The sequence below is a fragment of the Maritimibacter sp. UBA3975 genome (assembly GCF_002384975.1).
GTDB lineage: Bacteria > Pseudomonadota > Alphaproteobacteria > Rhodobacterales > Rhodobacteraceae > Maritimibacter.
Window position 1 is genome coordinate 214,549 of sequence record NZ_DGCP01000017.1, and the last position, 13,549, is coordinate 228,097.

Here is a 13,549-nt window from a genome sequence, read left to right on the forward strand (position 1 = left end):
AGAGCCACGTCCTGTCTTCTCTGTTCCTCAAATACTTCGGAGGGGGTTCGGGGGAGGCTGGCCTCCCCCGTCGCCGCGTGTGCCTGCACGCAAGTGCAGGCTCGCGCAAATCCTGTGCGCGGCCCCAGCCGCGCGCCGTCAGGTCACGTCGGCGGTTGTTTCGCCCGCTTGGACGCTTCGCGGTTCATGCCGAGCTGACGTTCGCGCCAGATGATGAGCACGCCGGCGGCGATCACGATGGCCGCACCGGCGAGCGTCGTGCGCGTGGGAACCTCGTCGAAAAACGCCATGCCCAGTGCGGTTGCGAAGAAGATCGACACATAATCGAATGGCGCGACGACCGACGCCGGAGCGTATTGGTACGAGGCCGAGAGCATCCCTTGGCCCACACCCCCGATCAGCCCGCAGGCCACCAGCATCGCCATGTCCTGCGCGCCCGGCAGAACCCAGCCAAAGGGCAGGGTCAGGAGTGCGTAGAAGGTCGAGGAGAATGAGAAATAGAGCGCGACGGTTGCCGGTCGTTCGGTCGCCACCAGACGGCGCACCTGCACCTGGGCCAGCGCCGCGGCAAGGGTCGAGGTGAGCATGAGGACCGCGCCCAGCGTTTCCGAACCGCCCACGGCCCCCAGCCCGCCGAGGCGGGGATAGAGCACGACGATCACACCGACGAGACCGATGATGACCGCCGTCATGCGAAACAGCCGGATACGCTCGCCCAGCATCAACGCCGCGAGCAGCGTGATGAACATGGGTGTTGCGTACTGGATTGCCGTCACTTCGGGCAGCGGCAGGAGCATGAGCGAGGTGAACATGAGCCCCATCGCCGTCGTGCCGATGAGCCCGCGCCACAAATGGCCAAGCGGGCGGGTGGTGCGCACCCCTTCGGACAACTGGCCGACATAAGCGAGCCAAGCGATCATCACCGGCACGGCGAGGAGCGAGCGGAAGAACACGACTTCGCCCGTGGGCACGCGGCCCCCGGTCCCCTTGATGAGCGCGCCCATCAGGGTAAAGCACAGCACGGCCCCGATCTTGAGCGAGATGCCGACGCCCGGACGATAGGCGCTATGAGCCAAGCCCGGCCCTGACCCGGGCGATGAAGTCCTCGCCACGCTTCTCGAAACTGTCGTACTGGTCGAAACTCGCGGCGGCCGGGGCGAGGAGCACCGTATCGCCTTCGCCCGCCTCGGCCATAGCGGCGGCGACGGCGGCCTGCATGGTCTTGCAGACTTGTGCCTCCACGTCGCCCAGATCGCGGGCAAAGGCCTCCGCCTCGCGCCCGATCACATAGGCCTTGGTCACGTTGGCGAGGCCGGGGGCGAGACCCGCGAGCCCGCCTTCCTTCTGAAGCCCGCCGACGATCCAGCGGATATTTCGGAAGGCGAGCAGTGCCATGAGTGCGGCATCCACGTTCGTGGCCTTGGAGTCGTTCACATAGCGCACCCCGCCCGCCTCGGCGACGAGTTGGGACCGGTGCGGCAGGCCGGTGAATCTGTGGAACGCCGCCTCGATCACCTTGGGCGACAGGCCCAGTGTCCTGCAAACGGCATAAGCCGCGCAGGCGTTCTGGTGGTTGTGCGTGCCGGGCAGGTTCGCGATCTGGCGCAGGTCGATGGAGCCCACCTGTTTGCCTTTGCGCGTCTCGGCGAGAAACCCCTTGCGCGCATGGACGAGCCAGCCGGGACCTGTCAGCTTTTCCTCTACCGACACGCGGATGACCCGGTCGTCCCCCGGGCCCATCGCCATTTGACCCGCGAGGAAAAGCCCCTCGGGTTCGTCCACGCCGATCACGGCCCGGTCCGGTCCGCCTTCGGCGAAGAGCCGCCGTTTGGCCGCGAAGTAGCCCCCCGGCCCACCGTGGCGGTCGAGGTGGTCGGGAGACAGGTTCGTGAACACGGCCACGTCCGGCGTGAGCGCGCGGGCGAGGTCTGTCTGGTAGCTCGACAGCTCCAGCACGATCACTTCGCCGTCCACCGGCGGCTCGATATCGAGCACGCCGCGCCCGATGTTTCCAGCCAACTGCACGGGCTTCCCGGCTTCCTCCAGCACATGATGGATCAGGGCCGAGGTCGTGGACTTCCCGTTCGACCCGGTGACGGCCACCACGCGTGGGGGCTGGTCCATCTCGTCCCACTCGCCCGATCCGAGCGAGCGGAAGAACAGGCCGATGTCGTTGTCGACCGGGATGCCAAGCTTGTAGGCGCGCAGGATGTGCGGGTTCGTTGCCGGGTAGAGATGCGGGATTCCGGGGCTGGTGATGAGGGCCGCCACACCATCGAAGGCGTTCTGACGGCCCAGATCGTGGAGCGTGAGCCCGGCCTCTTCGGCCCGTCCTCGCGCCTCGGCGCCGTCGTCCCAGCACAGGGGCATGGCGCCTCCGGCGGCCAGCGCACGGGCTGTCGCGAGCCCGGAGCGACCGAGACCCAGGACCGCGACTCTCTCGCCTTCATATCCGCGAACGGGGATCATGGAACACCTCACTTTGCGCCGATTGGTAGCCCCCGGCGCCAGAATTGACCATAGGCTGCCCGGTTCAGCCTGTCGTTAACCAGTAGCGGCGTAAGATTCCCGCAAAAAGCCACATTCCTGCCCGTTACGGCCCATCCCTCGACGGTAAGGAAAACCAGTAGTAAGTGCCGGAGTGCCTGATGGGTGCCAACAACACGCCTCTGTACGACCTGGTCGAGCTTTCGAGCATCGGCGAGAACAGGACGTTCACCACGACGCCGGGCGGCGGCGGGGATATCATCGGCTTTGTCGACAACGCCACCTATACGGACGACGAAGGCGGCAACAGCTCCACGCGGATCGGCGAACTCAACGAAACGGCGGACGCGGACAACGGCGTCTTGACCATCGACGGCGTCGACTACAACATCCAGCTCGCCGATCCCGACAACACGCTGGTCACCGTTACCTACAACGGCGGCGCAAATGCCGCCAATCTCAGCGGCGACAGCGGGGCGTCCCAAGTCGTCTTCATCATCGCGAGCCCGTTGGGCGGCGGCAGCGACCGGTATTTCATGGCGGTGGACGACAGCGTCGGCGACCTGCCCGACATCACCTCGATCCAGGTCCGCAGCCTTGACTGGGACCCGGCCGGCAACGACGTCAAGATCGACCTCGACCAGAACAACAATGTCACGGTCTGTTTCGCGGCAGGCACGCGCATCGACACGCCCGGCGGGCCGTGTCCCGTCGAGGACATCACGCCCGGCGACCTCGTTCTGACGCTAGATCACGGTGCGCAAGCCGTTCGCTGGGCGCGCGCCAAAACCGTGCCGCTGGACAACCGGATGCGCGACAAGCGCAATGCTCCGGTAAAAATCCGGCGCGGGTCGCTCGGCGCCGGAATGCCTGCGCGTGACCTGATCGTCTCCCCGCAGCACCGTGTGCTGGTGGCCTCGAAGATCGCCGAGCGTATCTTCGGCGCGCGCGAAATACTGGTGCCAGCCAAGCGGCTCATCGGTCTGCCGGGCATCACCCGGCATCGCAAGGACGCCCAGATAATCTATTGCCACCTGCTGTTCGACCGGCATGAGGTGATCTGGGCGGATGGCGCCCCGGCGGAAAGCCTGTTGCCGGACAAGGGGACATGGGACGGACTTGACCCGGCGGACCGGAGGGCGGTCTTAGCGCTGACGGGCCGTACGTTCACTCCCGCCCGCCCGATCGTGGAAGCGGGCGCGCAGATCAAGGAACTCGTCCGTCGGCACAAGAAGAACGCGAAACCGCTGGTGGCGGCCAGCCTCGCCCCGGCGCGCGCGATGCAGTCAGAGCCTGAAACCCCGCGCCTGCGCGTGGTCGGAGGCGACTGACCTCAGCGCAGCTTCAGGGTGGAGAGCGCGATCAGCGCGAGCACCAGCGAGATGATCCAGAACCGGATGACGATCTGAGGTTCGGCCCAGCCGCGCTTCTCGAAATGGTGATGAATCGGCGCCATCAGGAAGACCCGTTTGCCGGTGCGCTTGAAATAGAGCACCTGGATGATGACCGAGAGCGCCTCGACCACGAACAGCCCGCCGACGATGCCCAGCACCAGTTCGTGCTTCATCGACACGGCCGCCGCGCCGAGTGCGCCGCCCAGCGCAAGCGAGCCGGTGTCGCCCATGAAGACCGCAGCGGGCGGGGCGTTGTACCACAGGAACCCGAGGCCCCCACCTATCAGACCGGCTGCGAACACGAGCAGTTCGCCGGTGCCGGGAACGTAATGGACGTCCAGGTATTCCGTCACGTCGACCCGGCCCACAGCATAGGCGATGACGCCCAGTGTGGCCGCCGCGATCATCACGGGCATGATGGCGAGCCCGTCGAGACCGTCGGTCAGGTTCACGGCATTGGCCGCGCCAACCATGATGAACATGGCCATCGGCAGGAAGAAGAGGCCGAGGTTCAGGAGCAGGTCCTTGAACACCGGAAACGCCAGCCGACCGGTCAGTTCGTCCGGATGCAAGGTCATGATGACGTAAGCCGCTGCGAGCGCGATCATCCCCTCGAGGAAGAGGCGCATCTTGCCCGACAGCCCTGCGTAATTGTCGTTCTTCGTGATCTTGTTGTAGTCGTCGGCAAAGCCGATCAGCCCGTAACTCAGCGTCACGCCGAGCACGACCCAGACGAAGCCGTTGTCGAGACGCGCCCAGAGCAGCGTCGAGACGGTGATCGCGCCAAGGATCAGCGCCCCCCCCATCGTCGGGGTCCCCGCCTTGGTTTCAAGGTGCCCTTCGGGGCCGTCGGCGCGGATCGGCTGGCCGGATTTCTGGCGTCGTTTCAGAAGGTTGATGAGCGGACGGCCGAAGATGAAGCCGAAGATCAGGGCGGTGAAGAACGCGGCACCAGCACGAAAGGTGATGTAGCGAAACAGGTTGAAGAAGTCGCCGCCGTCAGAGAGTTCGGCCAACCAGTAGAGCATGTCTCGCGTCCCTTGTTCTTATGCGCCCTGCGGATGGCCCAGTTTTCGCACCGCGTCAACCACGCGGGAGACGCGGCTGCCCTTGGAGCCCTTGACCAGCAGAACGTCGCCGGCGTCGATGAGGTGATGCGCGTCTGCGGCCAGTTCTTCGGCGGTTTCGGACCAGCGTCCTTGTTTCTCGGCCGGCAGCGCCTCCCACAAGTGGCGCATGAGCGGCCCGGCGCAATGGACCAGATCAACCTCGGCCAGATGAGGGAGCGCGGCGAGGCCCGCGTGCAGCGCGGCCTCTCCATCGCCGAGTTCGAGCATGTCGCCCAGCACCGCGATCCGCCGCCCCCGCGCGATCCGGCCGATGCCGTGATCCGGGCGCGTGGCCGCCAGTACTTCAAGTGCGGCGGCCATCGAGGTCGGATTCGCGTTGAACGCGTCGTCGATCAGGATGATCCCCTCGTGCTCCACCGCGTCCAGCAGGATCGTTTCGCGGGTGCCGCGCCCCTCGGGCGGGGTCCAGAAGGACAAGTCGCGCGCGGCCAGCGTCACGTCACCCCCGAGCGCGCGCACCGCTCCCAGGACGGCCACGGCGTTCATCGCGAAGTGGCGGCCCGGCGTGGCGATGCGAACGAGATGGGTGACGTCGCCGATTTCGATCTGTGCCACGGTGGCCACGTCGGTCAGGTCCAGATGGGTCAGGCGCAAAGTGTTCGCCTCCCCGGCCCCGAAGGTTTCGACCCGCCCGGCGCGGGCGTCGGCGGCGGCGAGCAGGATCGGGGTCGTGTCGATTTCGCCAGGGAGGATCGCGACCCCGGCCGGTTCCAGACCGTCGAAGATTGCCGCCTTCTCGCGCGCGATCCCGTCCACGTCCTCGAAGGCTTCGAGGTGGACGGCGGCCACGGTGGTGATGGCGGCGACATGCGGACGCGCCAGTCGGGCCAGCGGCGCGATCTCGCCCGGATGGTTCATCCCGATCTCGATCACCGCGAAGTCCGTCTCGCGCGGCATCCGGGCGAGTGTAAGGGGCACGCCCCATTGATTGTTGTAACTCGCCTCGGCGGCATGGCAGCGCGCCTGCCGGTCCAGGACAGTCGCGAGCATTTCCTTGGTCGATGTCTTGCCGACCGACCCGGTGACGGCCACCACGCGCGCCTGCGTCCGCTTGCGCCCCGCCATTCCAAGGCGTTCGAGCGCGGCGAGCACATCGTCCACGACGAGGAGCGGCGCGGTATCCTTCACCCCGTCGGGGATGCGCGAGACCATCGCAGCCCCTGCCCCCTTGGCAAGCGCATCAGCCACGAAGTCATGCCCATCGCGCACGTCCGTGAGCGCCACGAACAGGTCTCCGGGCTGGATCGTGCGCGTGTCGATCGAGACGCCGGACACAGTCCAGTCGCCGGTGGCGTTCCCACCCGTCGCAGCCGCAGCCTCGGCGGCGGTCCACAGGTTCATGCGAGTCGGCCCTCGAGCGCGGCGACGGCCACCGAGGCCTGCTCCACGTCGTCGAAGGGCAGCACGTCGTCGCCCACGATCTGTCCCGTCTCGTGTCCTTTGCCCGCGATGAGCAGCGCGTCGCCGGGCTCCAACATGTCCACGCCGCGCAGGATCGCCTCGGCCCGGTCGCCATACTCATTGGCCTCCGGGCAGCCCTCCCTGACCATCGCGCGGATGCTGGCCGCATCCTCGGTCCGGGGGTTGTCGTCGGTCACGATGGCCACATCCGCGAAATCGGCAGCAGCCCGTCCCATGAGCGGGCGCTTGGTGGTGTCACGGTCCCCGCCTGCGCCGAAGACGATGACCAGTTTGCCCAGGACATGGGGGCGCAGCGCCTCGAGCGCCTTCGAGATGGCGTCGGGCGTGTGGGCGTAATCCACGAAGATCGCGGCCCCGTTGTCGCGCCGGGCGGCAAGCTGCATTCGGCCGCGCACGGTCGTAAGCGCCGGGAACGTCGAGAAAACCTCCTCCGGCTCGCAGCCCGAGGCGATGGCCAGACCGGCGGCGACCAGCACGTTTTCCGCTTGGAACCCGCCGATCAGGTCGAGTTGGGCGGTCTGCGGTCGTCCGTTGTAGAGAAAGCGGATCTGCTGGCCGGTCGTGTGGTAGCGCTGCGAGGTGAGTTGGAGGGTGCAGTCCTCGGTCCGGCCGATGGAGATGACCTCCTGTCCGCGCGCCTGCGCGATTTCTTCGAGTTCTCGCCCGCGCGGATCGTCCACGTTGATGACCGCCACGCCGTCGTCGGGCAGCACCCGGTTGAAGAGCCGCGCCTTGGCGTTGAAGTAGTCCTCGAAGGTCGCATGGTAGTCGAGGTGATCCTGCGTGAAATTGGTGAACCCGGCGGCGGCGAGGTGGACCCCTTCGAGCCGGCGCTGGTCGAGGCCATGCGAGGACGCCTCCATCGCGGCGTGGGTTATTCCGGCCTGCGCCATGTCGGCCAGCAGCCGGTGCAGCGTGATCGGCTCCGGCGTCGTGTGGCGGGACGGCGCGGTATAGGCGCCCTCGACCCCGGTTGTGCCGAGGTTGGCGGCCTGAAGCCCAAGCTCCATCCAAATCTGGCGCGTGAAGGTGGCGACCGAGGTCTTGCCGTTCGTGCCCGTGACCGCGACCATCGCTTCCGGCTGCGCTCCGAACCAGAGCGCGGCGGCGTAGGCCAGTGCCGCGCGCGGGTCCTGCGTGACGATCAGCGCGGCGTCGGAGGCCGCGAGTTCATCGGCGGCAATCCGCGCGCCTTCGGGATCGGTGAGGATCGCGGCGGCGTCCATGCGCAGCGCGTACTGGATGAACTCGCCGCCGTGCACCTCGGACCCCGGCAAGGCCGCGAAGAGATGGCCGGGTTTGACCAATCGGCTATCAACGGAAAGCCCTGAAATTTCAGCATCTTGACCGCCCTGCGCACGCAGTCCGAGGGCGGTGAGTGGAAGCGTTCTGGACGGTGACATGGTCCCCCCCGGGACAAGCTCAGTTCGAAGTGAGTGTTACACCGATCGGACCCTTGGGTTCAATCTCCGGCCTCAGGCCAAGGAGGGGCGCGACGCGCCGGATGATTTCGGCGGCGACCGGGACGGCCGTGAAGCCCGCTGTGCGCCGCGCCTCGCCCAGGATCGAGATGACCGGCTCATCGAGCGAGACCACGAGAATGTACTTGGGGTCATGTGCCGGGAACACGCTCGCGAAGGTGCCGATCACCTTGTCCTCGTAATAGCCACCGCGCGGCTTGGGTTTGTCCGCCGTGCCGGTCTTGCCGCCCACCGCGTAGCCCGGAACCTCGCCGAAGGACGCGGTGCCTTTCTCGGAGGCCACCACCTGCCGCAGCATGTCGCGGGCGATGGCGGAGGTCTTTTCGCTCACGACGCGCGGACCGGGGGCGACCGGACCGCTGCGCACCAGCGTGGGCGTGACCCGCGTGCCGCCGTTCAGGAGCGAGGCATAGGCTGTTGCAAGGTGCAGCGGGCTGGCCGAGATGCCGTGGCCGTAGGAGATCGTCATGGTCGAAAGCTCCGACCAGTTCGACGGGAGGAGCGGCTTGATGCGCGCCGCTTCGCTGAGTTCCAGCGCCGTTGGTTGGGTCAGCCCGAGTTGGTCGAGGAATTCCCGCTGGCGCGCGCCGCCGATCTGTTGGGCGAGCCGCGCCGTGCCGATGTTGGAGGACCGAACGATCACGTCGGTGACGGAGAGTTGCGCGCCGTAGTCGTGGAAATCGTTGATCCGGTGTTTGCCCCAGCGGATCGGGCCGCGGGTGTCGATCATGGTTTCCGGGTTTACGAGGCCCAGTTCCAGCGCCTGTGCGGCGGCGAAGATCTTGTAGGTCGAGCCGAGTTCATAGACCCCTTGCACCGCCCGGTTGAAGATCGGGCTGTCGGAGGGGTCACCTTTGGTCGGCGGGTTGGGCCGGTCGTTCGGGTCGAAATCAGGGAGCGAGGCGAGCGAAACGATCTCGCCCGTATGTGCATCCATCAGGATCGCAGCCGCGCCCTGCGCATTCATGACCTGCATCCCGCCTGCAAGCACCCGCTCCACCGCCGCCTGAACGGTCAGGTCCAGCGTGAGCATGAGCGGCTCGCCCGCACGCGCCGGGTCCGAGAGTCGTTCGTCGAAGGCGCGTTCGATGCCAGCCACGCCGATAAGTTCGGCGGCTTGCACCGCCTGTTCGCCAAAGCGAGCACCGCCCAAGACGTGGGCCGCGAGACCACCGTTGGGATAAAGGCGCATGTCGCGGGGGCCGAAGAGGAGGCCGGGATCGCCAATGTCGTGGACGGCCTGTTTCTGTTCCGGGCTGATCTGTGGCTTGATCCAGAGAAACTTGGTCTTGCCGGTGAAGCGGCGCAGGAGCGCCTCTTCTTCGAGGTCCGGAAATATCCTGGCCAGTTCCGCCGCCGCGCGTGCCGGATCGACCATGTTCTCGGTCTCGGCATAGAGCGCGTGGGTGACGAAGTTGGTGGCGAGAAGTCGCCCCTGCCGGTCGACGATATCGGCCCGGGTCTGGGCGATCAGGGCGCCGGGCGCCTGCGCGCGCGGTTCGGACGGGACCGTGGCCGACAGCGTACCCATACGCACGCCGACCGTCACGAAAGCGCAGAAGAACAAAGCCGCGAGGACCAAGAGGCGACCTTCGGCCCGCAGCCGGGCCTTGTCGCGCATCTCCTCGTGCCGGAGCCGCTTGTTCTCGCGCTCGATGGCGTTCGGGTCGCCGCCCGAGGCACGGGCTTCAAGGATGCGGGCCAGCGGCCGGAGCGGCACACGGGTCATGGTTGGGTCTCCAGGTCTTCAATCCCGTCAAGCGGCACGGTGAGGTCGCCCTGCACGTCCACCGAGTCCTCGGACGAAATCAGGGGCAACGCGTCGGCTTCCTGCGGATAGGCGATCTGGTCCACGCGCCCGAATTGCTCCGGGGCCAGCGGGAGCAGGCCTAAACGGTCGAAATTCATCTCGGCCAGGTCGCGCAGCCGGTCGGGGCGGTTGAGATACGCCCATTCGGCTTTCAGGACCACAAGCCGCTCTCGCATCTGGCCGATGTCGCGCTGGAGCGTCTCGACTTCGTCAAGCGCCGCCTGCGTCTTGTAGTTCTCCACATAAGCCCAGTAGCCCAGCCCCATCACGATCAGCGTCGAGAGCACATAGAGAGCGGAACGCATCATCGGTCAGCCTCGGAATGCGGGCGCGGGAAGGCCCAGTTTGGAGCGGTCGGTGACTTCTGCCGGTGCCTCGGTCCGGGTGGCGACTCGCAGGCGGGCGGAGCGGGCACGCGGGTTCTGGGCGAGTTCGTCCTCGTCCGGTCCGATGGCGCGGCGCGGGGTGAGGTCGAAGCGCGGCGTGTGCGCGTCGGGCTCGGGGGCATAGCGTGAGCCGCCGCCGCCGGTGGAGGCGGCAAGTTGCAGGAAGCGTTTGACGACCCGGTCTTCGAGCGAATGGAACGTGACGACGGCCAGCTTGCCGCCGGGTCTGAGCGCGCGTTCTGCGGCGTCCAGCCCTTCGGCAAGCTGCCCGAATTCGTCGTTCACCGCGATGCGGATCGCCTGGAAGCTCCGAGTGGCCGGGTGGCTCTGACCGGGCTTCGCGCGCGGCAAGCATTTTTCAATGGTTTCCGCCAGTTGCGCCGTTGTCTTGAATGGGTCCGTTGTGCGGGTTTTGGTGATCTGACGCGCGATCCGGCGCGACGCGCGTTCTTCGCCGTAGTGGTAGAGGATGTCCGCAAGTTCCTCCTCCGGCGCCTCGTTCACGAGGTCGGCCGCAGACGGCCCGTCCTGGCTCATCCGCATGTCGAGCGGGCCGTCGCGCATGAAGGAAAACCCGCGCTCTGCGAGGTCCAGTTGCATCGAGGAGACGCCGAGGTCCAGCACGATCCCGTCCACCAGGTCGCCCGCGATGTCGTCCATCTCGGAAAACGTGCCCTGAGCCAGCTCGATCCGGCCGTCGAAATCGGCGATCCACTCCCGGGCCATATCGAGCGCAAGCGGGTCGCGGTCGATGCCGATCACGCGGTCAGCGCCGGCCTCGACCAATCCGCGCGCATAGCCCCCTGCCCCGAAGGTTCCGTCGACCCAGACACCCGAAACCGGGGCGACCGCGTCCAGAAGGGGGCGCAACAGAACGGGGATATGCGGAGCGGCGTTGGCGGCGGCAGCGACCATCATAGATCGAAATCCTCGTCGAGGAGGGCTGCGGCATCGATGTGGTCCGGCAGCGCCTCGATGACGCTGACACGGCTGGCCTCGTATTCTTCGAAGACGCCCGGCTCCCAGATCTGGAAGGTGTCACCGGCGGCGACGAACTCCGCCTCGCCCGACAGGCCGATCTTGTCGCGGAGCTTCTGCGGCAGGACGATCCGGCCCGTATCGTCGACCGACATCTTCTGCGAGCCGTGGAAATACATGAATTGCGCTGTCTTGCGCTTTTCGGAACTGCGCGGCATCGCCTTGATGCGCGCGACGATCTCTTCCCAGGCCTCGATCGTGTAGCATTCGAGGTAATTGCGTCGGGGATCGCCGAAAAAGATCACGAACTGGGGCTGGTGGGTGGTGTCGTCGGACGGGTCGCCCTGGGCGATGACAGAACGGAAACCGGACGGGATGGACACCCGACCTTTCGCGTCAACCTTGTGACGCCCACCGTTCAGAAACACTTCGGCCACTGCTCGCGGCTCCTATCTGTCCCTTGCCTTCACCAACGTCCGCCAGAAACGAAAACGACGGATTGAGCTGCTGCCACTGCCCAATCCGCCGCCCTCGTCCCATCTCTGGGTTCGTCCGATCACGCGCGCCACCTGGGGGGATGTCTGCTCGCGTACGCGTCGGATCTCTCAATTCCGAAGAGGCGGGGTGCCTGTATGAAACCTGACTTGGGAGATGTTTCAGGGGTTCTTTGTCGCCCCGTTATGTTCCCGTCTCTTCGATGACTTAGGAATGCCATGGCACTTCATGGGAAACAACCCCTTTTTATGGGAAACGGCTACCAGATGTTGTACAGGCGGCCCTTTGAACACAAAGTATTGCGGATCAAAAAGAGAACAAATTGCCTGATATTGCGAGATCACGGTTAAGAGAGCACAAGATATGGGGAATGCGATTTTTTTGTTTTTTTTCACCCCCGACCCGCCATTTCGAGGGGACCGGCGGTCTGATGCCGGGTTTTCGATGGGGAATCAAGGTGAATCAGGCGGATTATTGCATAAATCGAACATCCTGAATCGGTGATTTAGGAGCAGTGGGATGGAATACCATGGTCGGAGCTGCCCACTCGGGTTTCACCCGGAGCGCGGTGGCATGTGATCCCATGGGGCGCTTACCGGTCGCCTTCGCCCTCGTCCTCTGGCACCCTGCCGTAATGGAACGCCTGTTCGACGCCGTGCTGGGGTTCGTCCTCGGTCTTTTCCTTCCTGCATGGGAGCTGCCGCCAGATTTCCGCGAGGCGCGCCGCGCGTTTCCTTATGCATTGACCGAGACGTCGGGCGCCGCCGCTCTGGCCCGGTGGCGTGGGATGCGGGACGCGGACGGAACCGTGCCCCTCATTGTCGGTCCGGCGGAGGACGCCCTGCCCTTGATGCGTATGTTTCAGGAGGATGCGAAGAGCGGCCCCATGCAATCGACGGACGATATCCTGCAAGCCGCTGACGCGATCGACTTCCCCGAAGACCTGTTCGCCCGGAACCGTGCGATGCACGCGGAATTCATCGCCGAGATGGAGGCAGAAGATCCGGAGTTCGTCGACGAACTCGGCACACCCGACGAATGGGCCGCGCAGATCACCGGCGAGTGGCCTGAAACCCCGCCGGAACCCTCACAGACGCTGGCGCTCGCCCACAACTGGCTGGACGGTGCGCCGCACCCAAGGGTCTTCATCGCTCAGGTCCCGACCCCGGACCAGACCGCCTTGCCCGCCTGGGTGCGGTTCGGCGGCTGGAACCTCAATCCGCAGCCCGAAATGCACGTCGCCGCCTTCCGCGACTGGAACGCGCGCTATGGGGCCGTGCCCGTGGCCATGAGCGGTGACGTGATCGAGATGGAGGTGACGCGCCGTCCGGCAACGCGTGAAGACGCGCTCACCCTTGCGCGCGAGATGTATGAATACTGTCCGGATATCGTCGATCAGGGCAGCGGCACGCTCTCGGCGCTGGCCGCGACGCTCATGGTGTCGGACCTGTGGTACTTCTGGTGGGATTAATGACCGGCGTAGGCGGCTTCGAGTGCCGCAATATCGATCTTAGTCATGGCCATCATCGCCTCGGTCGCCCGGCGCGCACCCTCGGGGTCCGGGCCGCCCACGAAACCGGGCAGCGCCTCGGGAACGACCTGCCAGCTTACGCCGAACCGGTCGATGCACCACGCGCATCGGCTTTCCCGACCGCCATCAGCCACGAGCGCGTTCCAGATCCGGTCCGTCTCGGCCTGATCCGGTGTGGTGATCGCGATGGAGGCTGCGGGACTGGGCTGGTAGGTCGGCCCGCCGTTCAACGCCTGATAGGGCACGCCGTCGAGGTGGAAGTTGACCATGAGCGGCGCGCCCGATTGCGTCCGGCCGACCTCTGACGTGATCGCGGAGTTCGCGATCAGCGAGGTGTAGAAATGCGCGGCGACCTCGCCATCACGTTCGAACCAGAGGCAGGTGCGGATGCTGGACATGATATGTCTCCTTTCAGAAAGGAAACGTCATCCCCAA

Annotated in this window: 12 protein-coding genes; 2 read left to right on the top strand and 10 right to left on the bottom strand. The window is 66.0% G+C overall.

Annotated elements, in window-relative coordinates; all coding sequences use genetic code 11:
- Window positions 1-143: 143 nt before the first annotated feature.
- Both B2585_RS17735 and murD read right to left on the bottom strand, forming a co-directional pair.
- Window positions 144-1,076: a DMT family transporter gene (locus tag B2585_RS17735; protein WP_292025269.1), complete on the bottom strand. Its 933-nt coding sequence runs from the start codon at window positions 1,074-1,076 to the stop codon at window positions 144-146.
- Window positions 1,066-2,469, bottom strand: a complete 1,404-nt coding sequence (gene murD, locus B2585_RS17740) for a UDP-N-acetylmuramoyl-L-alanine--D-glutamate ligase (protein WP_292025270.1) — start codon at window positions 2,467-2,469, stop codon at window positions 1,066-1,068. The genes B2585_RS17735 and murD overlap by 11 nt, the downstream gene beginning before the upstream one ends.
- 179 nt (window positions 2,470-2,648) lie before the next feature.
- On the opposite strand from murD, the gene B2585_RS17745 reads away from it, so the two are divergent.
- On the top strand, window positions 2,649-3,818 hold the full coding sequence (locus B2585_RS17745) for a Hint domain-containing protein (RefSeq protein WP_292025271.1): 1,170 nt from the start codon (window positions 2,649-2,651) through the stop codon (window positions 3,816-3,818).
- A 2-nt stretch (window positions 3,819-3,820) separates the two neighbouring features.
- Here B2585_RS17745 and mraY read toward each other — a convergent pair whose 3' ends face one another.
- Genes mraY through B2585_RS17780 form a run of 7 tightly spaced genes read right to left on the bottom strand, consistent with a single transcriptional unit; the run spans window position 3,821 to window position 11,525 of the window.
- Window positions 3,821-4,909: a phospho-N-acetylmuramoyl-pentapeptide-transferase gene (gene mraY / locus B2585_RS17750; RefSeq protein ID WP_292025272.1), complete on the bottom strand. Its 1,089-nt coding sequence runs from the start codon at window positions 4,907-4,909 to the stop codon at window positions 3,821-3,823.
- 18 nt (window positions 4,910-4,927) lie between these two features.
- Window positions 4,928-6,352, bottom strand: coding sequence for a UDP-N-acetylmuramoyl-tripeptide--D-alanyl-D-alanine ligase (locus B2585_RS17755; RefSeq protein ID WP_292025273.1), 1,425 nt, complete (start codon window positions 6,350-6,352; stop codon window positions 4,928-4,930).
- A complete protein-coding gene (locus B2585_RS17760; RefSeq protein WP_292025274.1) occupies window positions 6,349-7,836 on the bottom strand; it encodes a UDP-N-acetylmuramoyl-L-alanyl-D-glutamate--2,6-diaminopimelate ligase in 1,488 nt (495 codons plus the stop codon). Before B2585_RS17760 ends, B2585_RS17755 begins: the two co-directional genes overlap by 4 nt.
- Window positions 7,837-7,855: 19 nt before the next feature.
- Complete coding sequence (locus B2585_RS17765) at window positions 7,856-9,643, bottom strand: peptidoglycan D,D-transpeptidase FtsI family protein (protein ID WP_292025275.1); 1,788 nt, start codon at window positions 9,641-9,643, stop codon at window positions 7,856-7,858.
- Complete coding sequence (gene ftsL, locus B2585_RS17770) at window positions 9,640-10,029, bottom strand: cell division protein FtsL (RefSeq protein ID WP_292025659.1); 390 nt, start codon at window positions 10,027-10,029, stop codon at window positions 9,640-9,642. The genes B2585_RS17765 and ftsL overlap by 4 nt, the downstream gene beginning before the upstream one ends.
- A gap of 6 nt (window positions 10,030-10,035) precedes the next feature.
- Window positions 10,036-11,025: a 16S rRNA (cytosine(1402)-N(4))-methyltransferase RsmH gene (gene rsmH / locus B2585_RS17775; RefSeq protein ID WP_292025660.1), complete on the bottom strand. Its 990-nt coding sequence runs from the start codon at window positions 11,023-11,025 to the stop codon at window positions 10,036-10,038.
- On the bottom strand, window positions 11,025-11,525 hold the full coding sequence (locus B2585_RS17780) for a division/cell wall cluster transcriptional repressor MraZ (RefSeq protein ID WP_292025276.1): 501 nt from the start codon (window positions 11,523-11,525) through the stop codon (window positions 11,025-11,027). Before B2585_RS17780 ends, rsmH begins: the two co-directional genes overlap by 1 nt.
- Window positions 11,526-12,166: 641 nt before the next feature.
- On the opposite strand from B2585_RS17780, the gene B2585_RS17785 reads away from it, so the two are divergent.
- Window positions 12,167-13,054 carry a DUF4253 domain-containing protein gene (locus B2585_RS17785; protein ID WP_292025277.1) on the top strand — a complete coding sequence of 296 codons (888 nt, stop codon included), beginning with the start codon at window positions 12,167-12,169 and terminating at the stop codon, window positions 13,052-13,054.
- Here B2585_RS17785 and B2585_RS17790 read toward each other — a convergent pair.
- Window positions 13,051-13,512: a VOC family protein gene (locus B2585_RS17790; protein ID WP_292025278.1), complete on the bottom strand. Its 462-nt coding sequence runs from the start codon at window positions 13,510-13,512 to the stop codon at window positions 13,051-13,053. The two genes, B2585_RS17785 and B2585_RS17790, sit on opposite strands and share 4 nt — an antisense overlap.
- Between the last annotated feature and the right edge of the window lie 37 nt (window positions 13,513-13,549).

Coding starts and splice junctions, on each gene's coding strand:
- murD (WP_292025270.1), bottom strand. CDS start 2,469: ATGATCCCCGTTCGCGGATATGAAGGCGAGAGAGTCGCGGTCCTGGGT.
- B2585_RS17745 (WP_292025271.1), top strand. CDS start 2,649: ATGGGTGCCAACAACACGCCTCTGTACGACCTGGTCGAGCTTTCGAGC.
- mraY (WP_292025272.1), bottom strand. CDS start 4,909: ATGCTCTACTGGTTGGCCGAACTCTCTGACGGCGGCGACTTCTTCAAC.
- B2585_RS17755 (WP_292025273.1), bottom strand. CDS start 6,352: ATGAACCTGTGGACCGCCGCCGAGGCTGCGGCTGCGACGGGTGGGAAC.
- B2585_RS17760 (WP_292025274.1), bottom strand. CDS start 7,836: ATGTCACCGTCCAGAACGCTTCCACTCACCGCCCTCGGACTGCGTGCG.
- B2585_RS17765 (WP_292025275.1), bottom strand. CDS start 9,643: ATGACCCGTGTGCCGCTCCGGCCGCTGGCCCGCATCCTTGAAGCCCGT.
- ftsL (WP_292025659.1), bottom strand. CDS start 10,029: ATGCGTTCCGCTCTCTATGTGCTCTCGACGCTGATCGTGATGGGGCTG.
- rsmH (WP_292025660.1), bottom strand. CDS start 11,025: ATGGTCGCTGCCGCCGCCAACGCCGCTCCGCATATCCCCGTTCTGTTG.
- B2585_RS17785 (WP_292025277.1), top strand. CDS start 12,167: ATGGGGCGCTTACCGGTCGCCTTCGCCCTCGTCCTCTGGCACCCTGCC.
- B2585_RS17790 (WP_292025278.1), bottom strand. CDS start 13,512: ATGTCCAGCATCCGCACCTGCCTCTGGTTCGAACGTGATGGCGAGGTC.